Annotated in this window: 17 protein-coding genes, 1 pseudogene and 1 riboswitch; of the genes and pseudogenes, 8 read left to right on the top strand and 10 right to left on the bottom strand. The window is 47.1% G+C overall.

Annotated features, from left to right (window positions below):
* Nucleotides 1-21: 21 nt before the first annotated feature.
* Together P0M28_RS22895 and P0M28_RS22900 are read right to left on the bottom strand one after the other, a co-directional pair.
* On the bottom strand, nt 22-2,430 hold the full coding sequence (locus tag P0M28_RS22895) for a TonB-dependent receptor (protein WP_302205425.1): 2,409 nt from the start codon (nt 2,428-2,430) through the stop codon (nt 22-24).
* Entirely contained in the window at nt 2,427-2,870 is a 444-nt protein-coding gene (locus P0M28_RS22900; protein WP_302205427.1) for a Fur family transcriptional regulator, read from the bottom strand. Before P0M28_RS22900 ends, P0M28_RS22895 begins: the two co-directional genes overlap by 4 nt.
* 179 nt (nt 2,871-3,049) lie before the next feature.
* On the opposite strand from P0M28_RS22900, the gene P0M28_RS22905 reads away from it, so the two are divergent.
* Nucleotides 3,050-3,274, top strand: coding sequence for a hypothetical protein (locus tag P0M28_RS22905; protein WP_302205428.1), 225 nt, complete (start codon nt 3,050-3,052; stop codon nt 3,272-3,274).
* A gap of 14 nt (nt 3,275-3,288) precedes the next feature.
* Nucleotides 3,289-3,717: a high-potential iron-sulfur protein gene (locus P0M28_RS22910; protein ID WP_302205430.1), complete on the top strand. Its 429-nt coding sequence runs from the start codon at nt 3,289-3,291 to the stop codon at nt 3,715-3,717.
* A gap of 9 nt (nt 3,718-3,726) precedes the next feature.
* On the opposite strand, the gene P0M28_RS22915 is transcribed toward P0M28_RS22910, so the two are convergent.
* The 8 genes and pseudogenes from P0M28_RS22915 to P0M28_RS22940 all read right to left on the bottom strand — a co-directional run bounded on the left by P0M28_RS22915 (nt 3,727) and on the right by P0M28_RS22940 (nt 9,893).
* Complete coding sequence (locus tag P0M28_RS22915) at nt 3,727-4,110, bottom strand: acyl-CoA thioesterase (RefSeq protein ID WP_302205432.1); 384 nt, start codon at nt 4,108-4,110, stop codon at nt 3,727-3,729.
* Complete coding sequence (locus P0M28_RS22920; protein ID WP_302205433.1) at nt 4,107-4,589, bottom strand: PAS domain-containing protein; 483 nt, start codon at nt 4,587-4,589, stop codon at nt 4,107-4,109. Before P0M28_RS22920 ends, P0M28_RS22915 begins: the two co-directional genes overlap by 4 nt.
* Before the next feature lie 56 nt (nt 4,590-4,645).
* Nucleotides 4,646-6,961 (bottom strand): 5-methyltetrahydropteroyltriglutamate--homocysteine S-methyltransferase, encoded by a 2,316-nt coding sequence (gene metE, locus P0M28_RS22925; RefSeq protein ID WP_302205435.1) that lies wholly within the window; start codon nt 6,959-6,961, stop codon nt 4,646-4,648.
* Between the two features lie 206 nt (nt 6,962-7,167).
* Nucleotides 7,168-7,381, bottom strand: a riboswitch (cobalamin riboswitch).
* A 137-nt stretch (nt 7,382-7,518) separates the two neighbouring features.
* A complete protein-coding gene (locus P0M28_RS22930) occupies nt 7,519-7,791 on the bottom strand; it encodes a hypothetical protein (RefSeq protein ID WP_302205437.1) in 273 nt (90 codons plus the stop codon).
* A gap of 21 nt (nt 7,792-7,812) precedes the next feature.
* Nucleotides 7,813-8,097, bottom strand: coding sequence for a macro domain-containing protein (locus tag P0M28_RS22935; RefSeq protein ID WP_302205438.1), 285 nt, complete (start codon nt 8,095-8,097; stop codon nt 7,813-7,815).
* A 1-nt stretch (nt 8,098) separates the two neighbouring features.
* Entirely contained in the window at nt 8,099-8,308 is a 210-nt protein-coding gene (locus P0M28_RS31160; RefSeq protein WP_367281881.1) for a DarT ssDNA thymidine ADP-ribosyltransferase family protein, read from the bottom strand.
* Nucleotides 8,256-8,507 (bottom strand): annotated as a pseudogene (locus tag P0M28_RS31165) (DarT ssDNA thymidine ADP-ribosyltransferase family protein); the annotation flags it as partial. The pseudogene P0M28_RS31165 and the gene P0M28_RS31160, both read right to left, overlap by 53 nt.
* A gap of 162 nt (nt 8,508-8,669) precedes the next feature.
* On the bottom strand, nt 8,670-9,893 hold the full coding sequence (locus tag P0M28_RS22940; RefSeq protein ID WP_302205439.1) for a mandelate racemase/muconate lactonizing enzyme family protein: 1,224 nt from the start codon (nt 9,891-9,893) through the stop codon (nt 8,670-8,672).
* Between the two features lie 135 nt (nt 9,894-10,028).
* Here P0M28_RS22940 and P0M28_RS22945 point away from each other — a divergent pair, with 135 nt between their 5' ends.
* The 6 genes from P0M28_RS22945 (at nt 10,029) to P0M28_RS22970 (ending at nt 16,135) form a co-directional block, all read left to right on the top strand.
* The gene (locus P0M28_RS22945; protein ID WP_302205440.1) at nt 10,029-10,376 is read left to right on the top strand and encodes a hypothetical protein; all 348 of its coding nucleotides are present in this window, start codon (nt 10,029-10,031) and stop codon (nt 10,374-10,376) included.
* Between the two features lie 277 nt (nt 10,377-10,653).
* On the top strand, nt 10,654-11,475 hold the full coding sequence (locus P0M28_RS22950) for an MbnP family protein (RefSeq protein WP_302205442.1): 822 nt from the start codon (nt 10,654-10,656) through the stop codon (nt 11,473-11,475).
* A complete protein-coding gene (locus tag P0M28_RS22955) occupies nt 11,465-12,610 on the top strand; it encodes a cytochrome-c peroxidase (protein ID WP_302205444.1) in 1,146 nt (381 codons plus the stop codon). The genes P0M28_RS22950 and P0M28_RS22955 overlap by 11 nt, the downstream gene beginning before the upstream one ends.
* 4 nt (nt 12,611-12,614) lie before the next feature.
* Entirely contained in the window at nt 12,615-13,736 is a 1,122-nt protein-coding gene (locus tag P0M28_RS22960) for a hypothetical protein (RefSeq protein WP_302205445.1), read from the top strand.
* A 40-nt stretch (nt 13,737-13,776) separates the two neighbouring features.
* The gene (locus tag P0M28_RS22965) at nt 13,777-15,846 is read left to right on the top strand and encodes a TonB-dependent receptor (RefSeq protein WP_302205446.1); all 2,070 of its coding nucleotides are present in this window, start codon (nt 13,777-13,779) and stop codon (nt 15,844-15,846) included.
* Nucleotides 15,809-16,135: a TonB-dependent receptor gene (locus P0M28_RS22970; protein WP_302205447.1), complete on the top strand. Its 327-nt coding sequence runs from the start codon at nt 15,809-15,811 to the stop codon at nt 16,133-16,135. The genes P0M28_RS22965 and P0M28_RS22970 overlap by 38 nt, the downstream gene beginning before the upstream one ends.
* Nucleotides 16,136-16,137: the final 2 nt, after the last annotated feature.

The raw sequence follows: 16,137 nt of genomic DNA on the forward strand, positions 1-16,137 counted from the left end.
AGCTTCGTTATCACCTATCAATTAAAAACTGTATTTTAAAGAGAGAAGGAAATTGCGCCCGGTTTCGTCGGCAAAGTATCGCAGTCGATCGGTGTAGTTACGATACGAGGTGTTCAAGGTATTTTGGATTTGTACCCCTAGCGTGAAATGGTCAATCTGTCCTGACCAAGACAAATCGAGCAGAAAATACCCATTGGGGGGAGGAAGAAGATCGAAGATAGCATCATTCTCGGCGAATATATTCCGTTCAGCTGCTTCAAGCTCTCGAGCTGGAATAGTGCGAGGAGCCTGAAACTGCCGAAAAGTATAATTGGCACTAACACTCCACGAAGATTCACTCAGCACACCCCATTTTCCTAATCTTTGCGATAATTGATACTGCACGTTGGCGGGAGGTAATCCCACAAAGTATTCGTTACGGGTTACATTCTTAGCCCATACATAGCTTCCCTGGAGTTTGGATGACAATTGGTGCGCGTGCTCTAGGGTCGTGCTGGCATCTACTCCCATCAGTAGGGCATCATCTTGGTCATAAATGAAAAAGGGAAATGCGCCGCGGATAGTCTGGGTAATGCCAGCGGGCTTGGTATAAATATAGTTTTGGATGTAATTGATGTAAGCCGTCACCTCAGTTTGCTGACTTTCGCGAGTAGATTCGTAAGTACCAATCCATTTAAAGCCCACCTCAGAAGGAGCGGGACGGTCGTTCTCATCTAAAACATTATCGGTATCTATTGAGCCATCTTCTCCAAAGCGATGCCTCCATAAACCATAATCAATAGAAGTCTGATGGCGACCAAAACTATACAACTCAGATACGTTGGGCGGACGCCAAGCAGTACCCAGGTTGGTGCGGAAAGTTTCGTAATCGCTAAGCTGTTTTACCAACCCTAAGGTAGCGGTTATGTTCTGAAAGTTTAGATTATTGCGATACACATCGTTACGCGAGTTTCTGCCCCGGATAGACATCGTTTGGTAATCGTAGCGAATGCCAGCTTCTACCCAGTCGTTTCCCAAGGGACGTCGCTCAATTAAATACAAACCGATGCGATTAACATTGTAGTTAGGAATAAAGGGAATAGTACTGGTGCCGGGTAGGTTATTATTATCCTGAACCAAGCCTTGCGCTCCTAATCGCCCTTCCCACTGGTGAAAGGAAGGGTGTTCCCACGCAGCATCCAGTGAGTGAGAGATAAGCTGTAAATCAATGGCCGGACGTAGATTGATGGTGCCCCGCCGTACGTCAAATTCTTGTCGATTATTTTGCTGAATAGCGTACTGAATTTCTACAGACTGGTTATTGCCGAACCACTGCCCCCGAATTTTTGCCATATTGTGGCGTACCCGCTGTCGAGGATTGCTGATGCCGTAGGAAAATGGCTGCGTAAGCGGTGGCGGAGTTTGCTCAATGGCGTTCACTAAATCTATCAGATTTCCGGTTACGGCACTTCGCAATATGCCTAGTTCTTGGTCGAAGTGGCTGAAATGAGCTACTAGATCAATGTTTCCGTAGTGGAATCGGGTAGTAAAAGCCCCACTCTGTTCTTTTTTTCCAGTGTTGGTCAGTTGATAATCCGGGGTGTGTAGGTCACCCTGTTGTACTACCGAAGCCTGACCCAAGAAGGCAACGCGATGAAAGCCCTTTTGTAGTTGCACCGTTCCTTCCCCCGACCTCCCGTTGGATTGACCTACCGCTTGAATTTCACCTTGGAAGGAAGTCAGAAAATCCATTTTAGGTGGTTCAATCAACAGTACCCCACCCAAGGCTTCGGGGCCGTAACGAACCGTGGCGGCTCCTTTCACCACTTTAATATTTTCCGCTAACGACGGGTCAATTTCGGGGGCGTGCTCCGACCCCCAATTCTGAAATTCGTGCCGAACACCGTTGTTTACCACTAGTACTCGGTTGCTGTGCAAGCCGTGAATAATTGGTTTAGCGATATTTTGCCCAGTCTTCAAGACTGAAACACCCGTAATCTTACTGGCCAGATCTCCTAATGACTGCGATTGATACGTAGCTAAATCTTGCGTAGATAGTTCACTGACGGAGCTGGAGAAAAGTTCGCCGGTCAGGGCTTCTTCCTCTATGACCACACTTTTTAAAGTAAGGCTATCAGGAGCCAGGAAGATTTGTGGGTTTTTGTGAAAGGGATCGTGGTGATGAATTACTGTTTTGTATCCTACAAAAGAAATCACCAAGTCAAATTCCCGATAGCATACTTGAGTGATTTGAAAGTAACCCGCTTCGTTGGTAACTGCCCCCCGGGTTGTGCCTTCTATCTGTACCGAAGCAAAGGCTAGTGGTTGCTGACTGCTGATGTCAAGCACTTGGCCTGCTACTTGGTATTGACACGAGTCCGTAGGGGGCACTTGGGAAAAGCTGCCTGTAATTATGGCAATAACGCCCACTAGCGTAGCGAATAACTTCATTTGTAGCAGGCTTGGCATTGCCCTTTCACCACTAGAGCTACTTCGTCAATTTGATAATTTTTAGGAAGAGTTATTTTTGGCACCAGATGTTCGGGCAGGCATTCAGTTCGTCCGCAGACAGTACACGTAAAATGAATATGGTCAGAGTGGTGAACGGCTGTAGGTGGTTTTTGATTAGTAAGTCGCTGCCGGATAGTGCCTGAAAGGCCGAAGTAAGCCAAGCCACCATCGTGCGGAATGAGGTGCAAAATTCCTTTCTCGATAAAAGTGTGTAGCGTCCGATAGAGGGTCACCCGGTCGTATTGGGGCAACTGGTTTTCTAAATCCTTTGCCGATAAAGCGTAGCTTGATGCTAAGAAGAGTTTGATGACATCGCAACGCCCAGCGGTGATACGAAGCTGATGCTCGTGCAGTATTTCCTTTACCGCTGTAGTGTTCATGCTGGTAAAAATAGTAAATATGCAAATAAGTTGCATTACAATATGCCCTTCCTAACCGTGAAAAAGATTATTTTTTGTTTGCTGACGATCCATTTTAGAAAAATTCTGAATAAGCTACCGGAATGAACAAGCCTAAAATAGGTTAGTTCCTTATGCAAGTTTGAATTGGAAACCCGAGCATGACTCGACTGAAAAAGATTGTGACGGCCTTGCCGGCTTTGGTGATTTTTCTGATGGCCAGTGCGGTATTGCTTGAAGCTGCTTGCGTTTACGGTTTGGTTCACTCAGTGCTAATGGGTGCAACGGCAGATGTTAGTATCTATTTACTCATTATCATTGTGCTTGGGGCAATGCTCGCTATCGGACTTATGGTAGGAAATCACTTGGCCAAATCAAAAGAATAAAAACCAATAATCTGATGAATATTAAAAAACAAACCCGAAAGGAATTTCTGGCGGATGTAAGTAAGTTAGGTGCAGCAGTAGTGATCGGAAGTACTTGGCTTAGTGCTTGCTCCGGTCCATCTGACCGAGAGTCGGCTACTACGACTGAAGAGCCAGCTACTGAGTCGGAGCCTGTAGTAGCAGAGAAGGAGCCGGTTCCTACCCAATTGGAAGCCGATGCCTGCGATGATCTATCGGGCTTAACCGAACAGGAGATTGCCATGCGAGAGCAACTGAAATACGTAGCCCAGAGTGAGAAAGAAGGGCAAGTTTGTACGAACTGCCGTTTTTGGCAACCAACTGAGCAAGAAGGAACCTGCGGTGGCTGCCAACTGATAAAAGGTCCAATTCACCCGAACGGCTGGTGCCAGTCGTGGGTGGCAATGCCCGCCGATGCTTCTTAGAAGAATAAGCTACCGAATGCTGATCGGGTTTTTACTTTCATCAATGGCTACTAGGGTAAACTGACCACCGATAGCTTTTTCCCGATCTTCGGAGTACATCTGCTCAATGTAAATATCAACCTGCACCTTCAGGCTGGTATTGCCCACCTGAGCAACCGTGCCCACTAGCTCAATAATGGTACCCGCCGGAATGGGTCGCGTAAAATTGATTGCATCGCTACTAACGGTAACCATTCGCTGTCGGCTGTACCGAGTGGCCGCAATAAAGGCTACTTCATCCATAAGTTGCAGGGCTGTTCCGCCGAATAGCGTATCGTAGTGATTGGTAGTGCTTGGAAATACTGCTTTGAAAATGCGGGTTTCGGATTGCTTAACGCGCTCTTCTCGGCTCATGCCACTTCCTTTTCTAAGGCTAAGAAATGTTGTAAAGCACCGTCGGAGTCTTTCATCGGAAAAATGCTCAGATGACAGCGGTACGGCTCACCGCTACGGCGGTAGTTAACGATAACCTCCTGGAATGGTTCCGCAACCTTTAGTTTTGTCCGAATGCGGGTTTTGCTTTCATTTGAGGTAGCTTTGCCCTGAAGTATTCGGGGTTTTCGGTGAATAACCGACTGAGGTGAGTAACCAGTCATGGTAATAAATCCCTCACTCACCCACTGAATTGACTGCTGCGGATCAGTCAATACTAATGCTTCGTAGGATTGATCCAGCAGGGAAGCCAAATCCACATTCCAGCGATACGTGCGTTGGAACTGACCTAGCATTTTCCAGTCAGCCGATGAGAATGGCTGAGAGGAGAGGTTTTGCTGCCAAAGGTATACGTCAGCACAATGGATGGGAAATTGTTTGGATAAAGGTGACTTATTCATAATAACATCTAAAGTAAGAAAATAAGCTCAGCCAAGTTAATGACTGAGCGTAATTATTAAACAGGTTCACTGATTGACTGACGTAGTTGCTGAGCAGCGGAGACCATTGCCTCTAGTGCATGCTTCGTCTCGTTCCACCCGCGGGTCTTCAGTCCGCAGTCAGGGTTCACCCATAACTGGCTAGCTGGCAGTACTGCTTGGGCCTTTTCCAACAACTGCACAATCTCCGTCTCGGAAGGTACCCGAGGTGAGTGGATGTCGTACACCCCGGGTCCAATATCATTGGGATACTGAAAATCAGCAAAAGTGTCGAGTAACTCCATCTGCGACCGTGAGCACTCAATGGTAATTACGTCGGCATCCAAAGCTGCAATGCTCTCAATAATATCATTGAACTCCGAATAGCACATATGGGTATGAATCTGAGTTTCATCGCTCACACTACTGGTAGCCAAGCGGAATGTCTGCACTGCCCAGCGTAAATACTCACCCCAATCTGCTTGATGCAGTGGTAAGCCTTCCCGTAAGGCAGGTTCATCAACCTGAATTACCCGAATGCCTGCTTGCTCCAAGTCCGTTACCTCATCTCGGATGGCGAGGGCAATCTGAGTGCAGGTAGTAGCGCGGGGCTGGTCATCCCGCACGAACGACCACTGTAAAATGGTGACTGGCCCAGTGAGCATTCCCTTTACCAAACGTGGGGTGAGCGACTGGGCGTAGGTTGTCCACTCCACAGTCATCGGGGTAGGGCGCAATACATCGCCGTAGATAATGGGTGGCTTTACACAGCGGGAGCCGTAGCTCTGCACCCAACCTAACTCGGTAAAAGCAAAGCCCTCGAGCTGTTCGCCGAAGTGCTCTACCATATCGTTACGCTCAAATTCACCGTGAACCAGCACGTCTAAGCCCACATCTTCTTGCCAGCGAATAGCTCGCTCGGTTTCCTGATGAAGAAAGCTGAGATACTGCTCTTCTGTAATCTCATTTTTCTTAAACTTCGCCCGTTGCTGTCGTACTTCCTTCGTTTGCGGAAATGAACCAATAGTCGTAGTTGGAAACTGCGGTAAGTTGAGGCTTTGCTGCTGTACCTTACGGTGGGCAAAGGGAGACTGACGTTGGGCATCGGCTTCAGTAACTGTTGCCATTCGTTGCTGCACCTCAGTTCGGTGAACGAGTGGTGAGTCCCGTCGGGTTTGGATTGCCCGCTGGTTCTCCTGATACGCTGGCTGTTGGGTGCGATCCTCAATTTGCGCTAATTGACTCAGCGTAACTACCTCAGTAAGTTTTTGCTTAGCAAAGGCCAGCCAGGGGCGAATAGAGCTAATTTTTGAGGTACCGCTTTCCGAATTTAGATCAGCCGGCGCGTGTAGCAGGGAGCAGGAGGGAGCAATCATCACCCGCTCAGTGCCGATACGATTGGTTGTCTGCCGGATTGGTTGCAACGATTGTTCGTAATCGTTCTTCCAGATGTTACGCCCATCCACTACACCTAACGATAGGGTGGTTTTCTCCGGTAATTTTCCTGAATCAAGAATATCGTCGAGCTGGGACGGACAGCGAACCAGATCGAGGTGCAGCGTATGAACGGGTAGCGAAAGGGCGGTAGAAAGATTATCGCCGTAGCAGTCAAAGTAATTAGCCAGAATAATCTTCAACTGCGGAAATTTTTGCTGAAAACTTTGGTAAGCAACCTGCAACGCTTGTCGTTCCCGCTCGGATAAATTGTTAGCCAAACAAGGCTCATCCAACTGAACGTAAACTGCGCCCGCTTCCACTAGCGATTTAAGAATTTGATGGTACACTGGCAATAGCCGATCGAGGAGTTCTACTCGGTGAAAATCACCTTCTTTTTCTTTACCTAACCATAGGTAGGTTACTGGCCCGATGATAACAGGCTTAGTAACGATTCCCATTGCTTGCGCTTCGTTAAACTCGTCCAGAATTTTGGTAGAAGTTAACTGGAACGTCTGGTCTCGCTGAAATTCTGGGACAATAAAGTGATAGTTGGTATCAAACCACTTGGTCATTTCCATCGCCGTAATATCGAGGTCATCCCGTTGGTAGCCTCGTGCCATAGCAAAGTACAAGTCCAGATCAGTTATTTCTTCTCTACCCTGAAGAGGAGCGTAACGTTCGGGAACAGCCCCCACTGCTAGCGTCATATCCAGTACTTGGTCGTAGAACGAAAAGTCGTTACTGGGAATCAGGTCAATACCGGCTTCTTGCTGGAGTTGCCAATGCTGGTGCCGCAGGGTGCGGGCGGTGCTCTGAAGTTCGTCATTCGTAATTCTGCCCGCCCAGTATCGCTCACAGGCGCGTTTGAGTTGGCGGTGACTGCCCATACGTGGGTAGCCCAAATTGTGCGTTTTCATGCTAAAGCTTTTAAGAAATAAAACATTCATTAAAAGCTCCTTAGCTCAACTTCACCGGACTTTAGAAATATCGTGGAGAACAGCACCAACAGTGAGAAAAGGGCATACCTTTTCTGATCGGCAACCCGCCGTAGGAGTGGTTAGCTGATCTGACGACGCTTCGTGAACGCGAAAGCACGGTCAAATTCCCTTCCGGCACCAAGCCGGGAATGGGAACGATAGCGGCAGGTCTCCTGGCTGTATCCGACCCTGCTTCGCCTTCTCATCCACCTCAGGTGGGCAATGGCATTATGAAGCTTGGCATAACTATCTGCTCGTAGTTGGGCAGATCGGACTCACAGTTGCGCGTCAGCTCGCGATTTACACGCGATTCCCTATTATCCTTGCCTTTCGTTGAGGACCATTATCGTTTTGATAAAGAAATTAAGTAAAGAACTTATTAATCGTGAAGGTACAGGATAAAGTGCATAATAGAAAATAGAGTATACCCTTCGTAGGATTAAGATATATAGTATTTACGTAACTGCTTGTATGGTGCGCCGTCAGGAGCATAGATATCATAACCTGTGTTGGCGGTAATATTCTTTCAATCTTTGGTGGGCTACTTTGATATGGAAAGGTTTCATTAATCCCTCTTTTCTTTTTGTCCAACTCCTAATCTGCTCTGTTATCTTCTCAGTATCTTCTATTTTTTCTTGTTGAAAGATAAAATCAACAGTTGCAAGCAATTCTAACCCGTAGGGAGATTCAAATCCTTCAATTAGGCTTTGAACTTCATCTAACCTATAACTCTGCTCTGTTGTTAAGTTTGACTCATTGTAAGCTATCACCTATTAACTTAACCGATTCTTTCATTCCAATTTCAATGAACTCGATCTTAGATCGTCCCCTCCAATGTTTTTTTTAGGAAAATTCACAATATACTTTGGGCTTAAACACCCCGTATTGGTTATCAGCAAGTCACCGATATCAAATTTATTATCTTCACAAAGTTTTTTGTATATCTTAAAGTTCTGTGGGAATGCCTTTTTGAATGACAAAGCAAGGCCTTTACCCATTACACCTACGGTATTTACGGTATTGACTAAAGCCTCAACATCAGCTTGGATTATATCCCCATTCGTATAACGGATCATATCAATAGTAGAAATTAGGTTTTACAATAACACTACAGGTAAAGTTATACTCTGCAAATTTAGTTAAAGCTGTACGTTTTGCTGCTTCACTGTGAACTATAACTCCTATCAAAGCAGATAAGGGCAACTCTTTGAAAACAAGAAATTCTGCCTGTTTCCTTTTGAATTGCGTATAGCATTGGTGACCTTGCTCCGAAATAGAATGACACATAATCTGTAAAATTCCCTTTTGGTTCGATATTAATTTTCTTTGAACTCCTGCTGCCAATTAGAGTTGTATCACCAATTCCTATATAATTTGGATCGCAATAAGTATGATTAGGGCAAGTCAATTTACCCGATTCCAGAATGAAATTTAGATTATCTATGTGAGGGATTCTGTATAAATATATTCTATCGGGTCTTGCCATTTTGCGCTGTAGCTATTTATTACTACTGTCAATGTTTAGATAAAATCTATATACACCTTGTATCTGTTACATTAAACTTTATTCTGATAATTATTTACCCCGAGGTTCGTGACACCACGAACCTTAGAAGTTTATCGGAATATCCTCTATTGTTGGCACTAGCTACACTTTATACTTCTTCACCAGCGTAGCGTCGGGATCCATGCCTAGTCCGGGTTCGCTGGGGGCAGCGATGTGTCCGTCTTTGATGGGAAACGCCGTAAGGGCTGGGTTGAAATCACGGGCTTTGGCGGGGTAGGTTTCTAGAATCAGCGCATTCGAGATAGAAGCTACTGCATGAACGTTCATATGGGCAAAGCCGTGCGGGGCTACCGGAATATGGTAGGCTGAGCAAAGAGCAGCAATCTTGTGCATTTCGGTGAGTCCGCCCCCCTTAATGGTATCGATGTTAATAATATCGCAGGAGTGGTTTTCCACCAAGTCACGGGCACCCCAGCGAGTATATTCGTTCTCACCGGCTACTACCGGAATATCCAATTCTTTCCGTACCTCAGCATTCCCTCGCCAGTCGTCGGGGGCTACCGGCTCTTCAAACCAGTACAAGTCTAAATCCTCTACCATGCGTCCGTAGCGAATCGCTTCGTAAGCGGAAGCATAGCCGTTATTGGCATCGACCATTACGCGCGCACTATCGCCTAGGGCATTCACCACCGCGCGGGTACGTTCGGCATCGGCTTTCGCATCTAAGTAGCCAATCTTCATTTTCACTACTTTATATCCCTCGGCTACGTAGCCCTCCATTTCTTTTACCAATTCGGGAATGCCTTTTCCTTCGGCGTAATAGCCTCCCGCAGCGTACACCGGAATTTGCTCCCGAAACGTGCCCAGTACTTTGTGTACGGGTAACCCGAGTGCTTTGCCCACAATATCCCACACACAAAGATCAACACTACCAATAGCATGGATCTCTTTACCTTTAGCCACTGGCTTACGGTTGTGGAAGAACATATGATGCCATACCTGCTCGGTATTCATCAGGTTTAGTCCCTTAATTTTTTTAATGAAACTAAGCACATCTTTATCTGAGCCTTTGGTAACCGCGTAACCGGTAATGCCTTCGTTGGTTGTAATTTTCAAGAAGGTGGTAGACGGATAGCTACCTCCAGATTCTTTAATGGCGTTCCAGGTGCGCGGGGTTTTCTTATCAAATTTCAGTTTGATGATTTCGGCATCTTCTATCGTAATAAACCGGAGGGCATCTTGCACTGATGATTGTTGATGTGGTGCAGTAGGTTGTAGCCATCGTTCTCCCGCTACTAGCGGGGCGGAGGTCAGAGCAGTTATTCCGGCAGTGGCCGTTTTAATAAAGTTTCGTCTTGCTTTCATAAGGGGAAATTTACGAATAATTCGATTCTAGAAAAAAACAACACCTAATGCTTGTAGCCTTCACCTTTGGCTCCTACCTTCGTCAGTAAGTTGAGAAGCTGGATACCCCATATTGCCTTAAGTCTGTGTGCTCTGATGAGCCTAAACGTTCTGGCTATTCCCTTAACATATTTAGATTTTAAGCTACGGCAGGATTACTACGCTAACGTACTGTGTCAAAATCAGGATCAGCCTATTGCGGTTTGCGGCGGGCGCTGTTTTGTTGACAAACAGGTAGCTATGATGCAGGCCGAGGCTCCATCTTCCTCGGATGCTAATCTACCCGCGCCTACTTTAGAAATTGATTTATCGGTGTACGTAGTAGTTCAACTACTGCATCTTTCATCGGATCAGTATCTGTCCGAGTCTTCCATCCACTTGGATAGGTTCGTTTTCTTTTCTTCCGGTTATCCGGTATCTATTTTTCATCCACCCCAAGGATAGCCGATTCTTTTCTATCTACTTTCTTAGTGAGTCAAAATGGGTAATCGACTAATAATTGTTCTTTAGTCCGTATTGCTACGGGTATTTTGCGACGATTAGCATCCGTATGCTGAAACAATGCGCTCGGTAATAATAACTACAAGAGCTTGTCGCCTTACCTAGCTTTCGCCAGGAAGTAGTCTTCTTCTATTATCTATAACTCTATTCTTTGGTGAGTAACAGTCAATGGCCTTACTGATCTGCGACACATTATTCGTCAATAATCATAATCATTACCATGAAACGATATTCATTTTCTATACTTTGCTTGTTAGCTATTACTCTATTTACAGCTTGTCAAGACGACGACAACGCTACGCCATCTCCCAATGCCACTGGGGCACTCGCTATTAAATTTGATAACTACGTAGGTACGCAGCCTATGCAAATTGATCCGGAAGGTTCTACCGATTATCGCTACACTACCGGAGCTGGGCAGGAGTTTAACCTATCAACCTTTCGTTACTACATCAGCAATATCAAACTGGAAGGCCTGGATGGTGCTACGTTTGAAGACGAAATGAACGCCGGGGCGAGTGCCGACGAAGTGCGGGGCTACTACGAGGTGTCGGAAAGTGATCCAGATACCCACGTACTCGCCTTGGAAAATGTTCCTGCGGGCGATTACAATCAGGTTACTTTTATGGTAGGGGTTCCCGAAGAAGGGGTGCAAGACGGAGCCGCCGGAGGAGTGTTGGATCAGACTCGAGGTACTTTTTGGACGTGGAACTCTGGTTACATCCACCTGACCATAGAAGGATCCGCCAGTGCGGTACCGGAAGAAGGTAATGCTTTTGCCTTGCACATAGGCGGTTGGAAAGAGGTGGAAGAAGGCGACAATTTTGTGGATAACACCCGTACCGTAACTCTGAATTTTGGCGACGTGGCTACTGTGCGGGAAGATAGAAAGCCTGAAGTGCATATATTTTTCGATATGCTAGAAATACTGAATGGTGCCGCGGTAGACTTTACCCAAACGCATCAAGTGCATTCTCCGGTGAAAGCGATACCAATGGCAGATGAGATTCCGGGAGCATTTACCGTAGATCATGTGCATTAGCCAACCAAGTGCGTCATCGCGAACCCGACGACTTCTAAAGTGGACTTCTAGTTTCCATGATGATCGTCGGGGGAAGCGATCTCACGCTTCACTGGATTACGTTTGGTCAAAATTTTTCCTAGTAGCCGGACTACTACTTGCTGCCTGCCAGGCGGAAGGAGAGGAGGGCGTGATTGATGCCACCTATCGGTTTAAGAAGCCCGCGAACTTTCCCGAACCGACCTACACCTTTAAGAATAATCCGGTTACGCCGGAGGGCTTTCAGTTGGGCAAACGATTATTTTTTGATCCCATCCTGTCGCGTGATGGCTCGGTTTCGTGCAATAATTGTCATCAGCAAGGGTTAGCTTTTGCCGACGGACCGCAGCATCCGTTTAGTATAGGCATTGACGATCGGCTTGGTATCCGTAACGCGCCGCCGCTGGCGAACCTAGCGTTTAAGGAGGGATTTTTCTGGGACGGCGGAGTGACCCACTTGGATTTTGTGGCTAGCAACGCCATTGCAAATGAGCTGGAGATGGATGAGAGTTTAGCAAACGTAATAGATAAACTCAACCAACATGCTGAGTATCCGGCCTTGTTTAAGCAAGCGTTTGGGATTGACACTATCACTTCTCCGTTCATGCTTCACGCCTTCTCCCAGTTTATGGTGATGATGGTTTCGGCCAATTCTAAGTATGATAAATACGTTCGGAACGAAGGAGAAACGCTAACGGATACAGAGTTACAAGGAATGCGTTTGTTTGAAGAGAAGTGTGGGGCTTGCCACAGTGGCGAGCTGTTCTCCGACTTCAGTTTCCGCAACAATGGTATCAGCACTACCTTTAGTGATGAAGGCCGAGCCCGAATTACCGAGCACCCCGATGATGTAGGGAAGTTTCGCGTGCCTAGCCTTAGAAATATAGGCCGAACGGCACCCTATATGCACAATGCTCGGTTTAAAACGCTGGAGGAAGTGCTGGCGCATTATGCCAGCGGAGTACAGGAATCCCCTACGCTAGATCCGCTACTCAACGGTGAAACCCAACGTGGCATCCCGATGACCGGGGCAGAACAAACTCAAATTATCGCTTTTCTAGAAACACTTACCGATTACGAATTCATTGCCGATGAACGCTTTCGGAATACCCAATAACCCAATGGAAACAACTATTTTATACCGAATAAGCAGAATAAGAACGTCATTGCGAACGAAGCAATCTTACGGAGCGAAAGATTGCCACGGGTTTGCTTTCGCTCAGGGCATTGCCCAAACCTTCGCAATGACGGCGTTGGGTGGTTGGTGTTTTATAAAGACTGTATCAAAGCAGGGGTTATCTCTGCAACAAACCGTTCGGATAATTACCGGATTAGCCCTCTCGCTCTCTCTAGTAATTGCTACGACTACTCCCGCTTCAGCCTGCGATGTGTGCGGTTGCTCCCTGGGAAGTAACTACTTCGGTATTTTGCCTCAGTTTGATAAGCACTTTGTCGGGGTTCGCTGGCACTACAGTTCGTTCTTTGCCCAAATGAACCACACTAGCGAATTGCTGGAGCGGGAATACTCCGATGATTCGTACCACCAGCTTGAACTGTGGGGAAGGTTCTACCTCACCCCGCGGGTTCAGTTATTTGCTTCCGTACCCTATTCTGTCAACTTTATGCGAGGCAGTCATCAGACAATGACGGCTTCGGGTATTGGCGATATTTCGGTGCTGGTTAACTACACGCTGGTAAATACCGGGGAAGATGTCGGGAATCCGTGGCGGCATACGCTGCTAGCGGGCGGTGGGGTTAAATTACCTACCGGGGATTTTCGGCAAGAGGACAATGGTACACTAGTTAACCCTAACTTTCAGCTAGGCACGGGTAGTACTGATTTTGTGCTAAATGCTCTTTACACCGTGCGCTACCAGAACTACGGAATCAATCTGGGTGCCGCCCAACAATTTAATACTGAAAATCCTGAAGCGTACCAATTTGGTAATCAGTGGAGTGCTTCGGCTCAACTTTTCTACTGGCGACAGATGAAAAGCTGGTCGTTACTACCGAACGTAGGCATGTACTACGAAGCCGCCGAAATGCATACCGATGAAGGGTTCAAGCAACTGAACACCGGGGGTGAAGCTTGGTTTGCTCAGGCGGGGCTAGATGTTTACTACCAAGATATAGCGGTTGGATTTACCCTAAAGAATCCGGTTGCCCAAACTATGAATAGCGATGCGATTGCTGACATTGAAGCCCGCGAACGCTGGATGGTGAGCCTTATTTATAATTTTTAACACACACTCTATGCAATCCTCTTAACTACGGGGAGCACTTATGAAAGACTACATAATTATGATAAAAGTATTACTTGGATTGGCTTTTGCACTAATCACAACCCTACCTAGCCTTGCCCAGACTATTAGCGGACGGGTGATTACCCCAACGGGTGAGGGGCTAGGTAATGTTACCGTTACACTATTAAATACCAGCGGGGGCACCGTGACCGGCGCCGATGGTAGCTTTTCGCTATCCACTTCAATAGGTTCTTATCAGGTATCCGCCCGGCGGGTAGGCTACGCGCAGCAGATTAAATCGGTGGTAGTAGCTGATGGAGTTACTACACTGAACTTTACTTTGGTTGAGAGCACCCGATCACTAGATGAGGTAGTGGTAACCGCCCAGCGGCGAGAGGAACGCCTGTTGGAAGCTCCGCTGTCCGTCACTTCGTTAGATGCTGCAACAATAGAAGATACCCGAACCTGGGAGTTAGCTGACCTGAACGGGTTGATTCCTAATTACTTTTACGGGGAAATTGGGGTAGGTTTTCAGCAGGTGCAGAGCATCCGGGGTATCTCGGTCTTTAGCGAAAACCCCGCTGTGGCCACCTACGTAGACGGGGTGAATCAGCTAGATATTTTGGCCAATGGGTTTCAACTGGTGGATGTGGAGAGCATTGAGGTATTAAGAGGGCCGCAAGGAACACTATTCGGAAGAAATGCGATGGGCGGAGTGATTAATATTACCACCCGACAGCCAACCAATCAGACCGAGATATTCGCCGAAACCAGTATCGGGCACTTCGGTGGTTTAGATGAATTTAGCCTGTCGGATATCCGGCAGCAGCGTCACGCCATCGGTTTCAAAGCTCCGTTGGTTGAGGATCGATTATTTCTGGGAGTCACCGCGCTGTTTGAGGATAATGTCGGGTTCTTAACTAACGATACGACGGGTGCTATTGCTCCGCAGGAAGAAGCGCAGGGAGCTAGTGTGGGCGATCAGCTTTCGGCCTACGGCAATATCTTTCTAAAGTGGCTGCCTACGAAGCAATGGGATCTCACGCTCAATGTGAAGGGGCAGTTGGATGATTCAGATGCCAGCGGGTTCTTCATCTACCAGCGCACTGATAGCTTGGCGCGAGCCAATCCGAATGCTATTAACTTGGGCCGGGTGGGTGAGCACCGCCGGGATATTATCAATACCGCACTATCGGCCAACTATTACCACCCGAGTTTTACGCTTACATCCACCACCACATTTCAGCAAATTGGGCTACGCTACAATAATATTTACGATGCAAACTTTGGTATTAACTACGGTTCCTACGCCGATGAGCAAATTGGGGTGCGTTCTGATCCGCAACAGGTATTTACTCAAGAGGTGAAAGTCACTTCTCGTTCATCAGATCGTAGGCTTAGTTACACGGGTGGATTGTTCTTTTTTAGTCAAAATGCCTTTGAGCCTACCACGAATATTGCTTTGTTTTTCTCAGATGATCAAGCTGATATCTTTAAAAATGAAGGGCAGAACTTAGGGTTTGCAGCTTACGGACAGGCTTCGTACCGCCTCACCGAAGAACTAGAGTTCACCGCAGGTTTGCGTTATGATTACGAAAGGCGTGAGAATACGTTGAGTAACGCATCGTTCAGCGAAGGGCAAGAAACAACCACAATTCCCGACTCGACGTATCAGGCTACTTCCAGTGCCCTTTCGCCCAAGATAGCTCTCACCTACTTCGTGAATCAGCGTAATGCAATGTACCTGAGTTATACCCGGGGGTTTAGGCCCGGTGGAGTCAACTTTCAGAATGTACCCGGAGTAGATCTCACGTTTGATCCGGAGTATTCGGACAACGTGGAGGTAGGCTTCAAATCTTCCTTATCAGAGAACCGAGTGTTTATAGCAGCCACGGCTTACTACATCGGGTGGACTGACCTTCAATTTTTCAATCAGGTAGGGGCCAATCAGTCTTTCTTGGATAATGTGGGCGACGCTACCTCTTACGGACTGGAATTTGAGACCTCGCTGGTACCCATCAAAAATCTCCAGCTAGAAAGGAAACCGCCTAGTCAATGCGCCCCAAATCACATTGTTTACCGCAGCGCAGTACGTTATTCCTATCGCTGAGCAAACGGCTCTCACTCTCCGGGGCGAATACCGTCGGTTCGGAGAGACCTTTTCTGATCGGGAAAACCAACTGCCTATTGGTAATTACGGGCTGGTCAACACCCGTGTTGGTCTTTCCTTTCCGGGTAATGTTGATCTGACGTTCTGGATGCGTAATCTTACCGACAAGCGTTATATTGCGTACGCATCGCCGAGTACTGCCGCCAGTGCCTTCAATCCGGCTGGCAACCGAAACGCTTTGATTTCTCCACCCCGCACGTACGGGCTTACTTTATCTGTTAAATTTTAAAC

This window comes from Tunicatimonas pelagia (assembly GCF_030506325.1).
Lineage (GTDB): Bacteria > Bacteroidota > Bacteroidia > Cytophagales > Cyclobacteriaceae > Tunicatimonas > Tunicatimonas pelagia.

Coding starts and splice junctions, on each gene's coding strand:
- P0M28_RS22895 (WP_302205425.1), bottom strand. CDS start 2,430: ATGAAGTTATTCGCTACGCTAGTGGGCGTTATTGCCATAATTACAGGC.
- P0M28_RS22900 (WP_302205427.1), bottom strand. CDS start 2,870: ATGAACACTACAGCGGTAAAGGAAATACTGCACGAGCATCAGCTTCGT.
- P0M28_RS22905 (WP_302205428.1), top strand. CDS start 3,050: ATGACTCGACTGAAAAAGATTGTGACGGCCTTGCCGGCTTTGGTGATT.
- P0M28_RS22910 (WP_302205430.1), top strand. CDS start 3,289: ATGAATATTAAAAAACAAACCCGAAAGGAATTTCTGGCGGATGTAAGT.
- P0M28_RS22915 (WP_302205432.1), bottom strand. CDS start 4,110: ATGAGCCGAGAAGAGCGCGTTAAGCAATCCGAAACCCGCATTTTCAAA.
- P0M28_RS22920 (WP_302205433.1), bottom strand. CDS start 4,589: ATGAATAAGTCACCTTTATCCAAACAATTTCCCATCCATTGTGCTGAC.
- metE (WP_302205435.1), bottom strand. CDS start 6,961: ATGAAAACGCACAATTTGGGCTACCCACGTATGGGCAGTCACCGCCAA.
- P0M28_RS22935 (WP_302205438.1), bottom strand. CDS start 8,097: ATGATCCGTTATACGAATGGGGATATAATCCAAGCTGATGTTGAGGCT.
- P0M28_RS31160 (WP_367281881.1), bottom strand. CDS start 8,308: ATGTGTCATTCTATTTCGGAGCAAGGTCACCAATGCTATACGCAATTC.
- P0M28_RS22940 (WP_302205439.1), bottom strand. CDS start 9,893: ATGAAAGCAAGACGAAACTTTATTAAAACGGCCACTGCCGGAATAACT.
- P0M28_RS22945 (WP_302205440.1), top strand. CDS start 10,029: ATGAGCCTAAACGTTCTGGCTATTCCCTTAACATATTTAGATTTTAAG.
- P0M28_RS22950 (WP_302205442.1), top strand. CDS start 10,654: ATGAAACGATATTCATTTTCTATACTTTGCTTGTTAGCTATTACTCTA.
- P0M28_RS22955 (WP_302205444.1), top strand. CDS start 11,465: ATGTGCATTAGCCAACCAAGTGCGTCATCGCGAACCCGACGACTTCTA.
- P0M28_RS22960 (WP_302205445.1), top strand. CDS start 12,615: ATGGAAACAACTATTTTATACCGAATAAGCAGAATAAGAACGTCATTG.
- P0M28_RS22965 (WP_302205446.1), top strand. CDS start 13,777: ATGAAAGACTACATAATTATGATAAAAGTATTACTTGGATTGGCTTTT.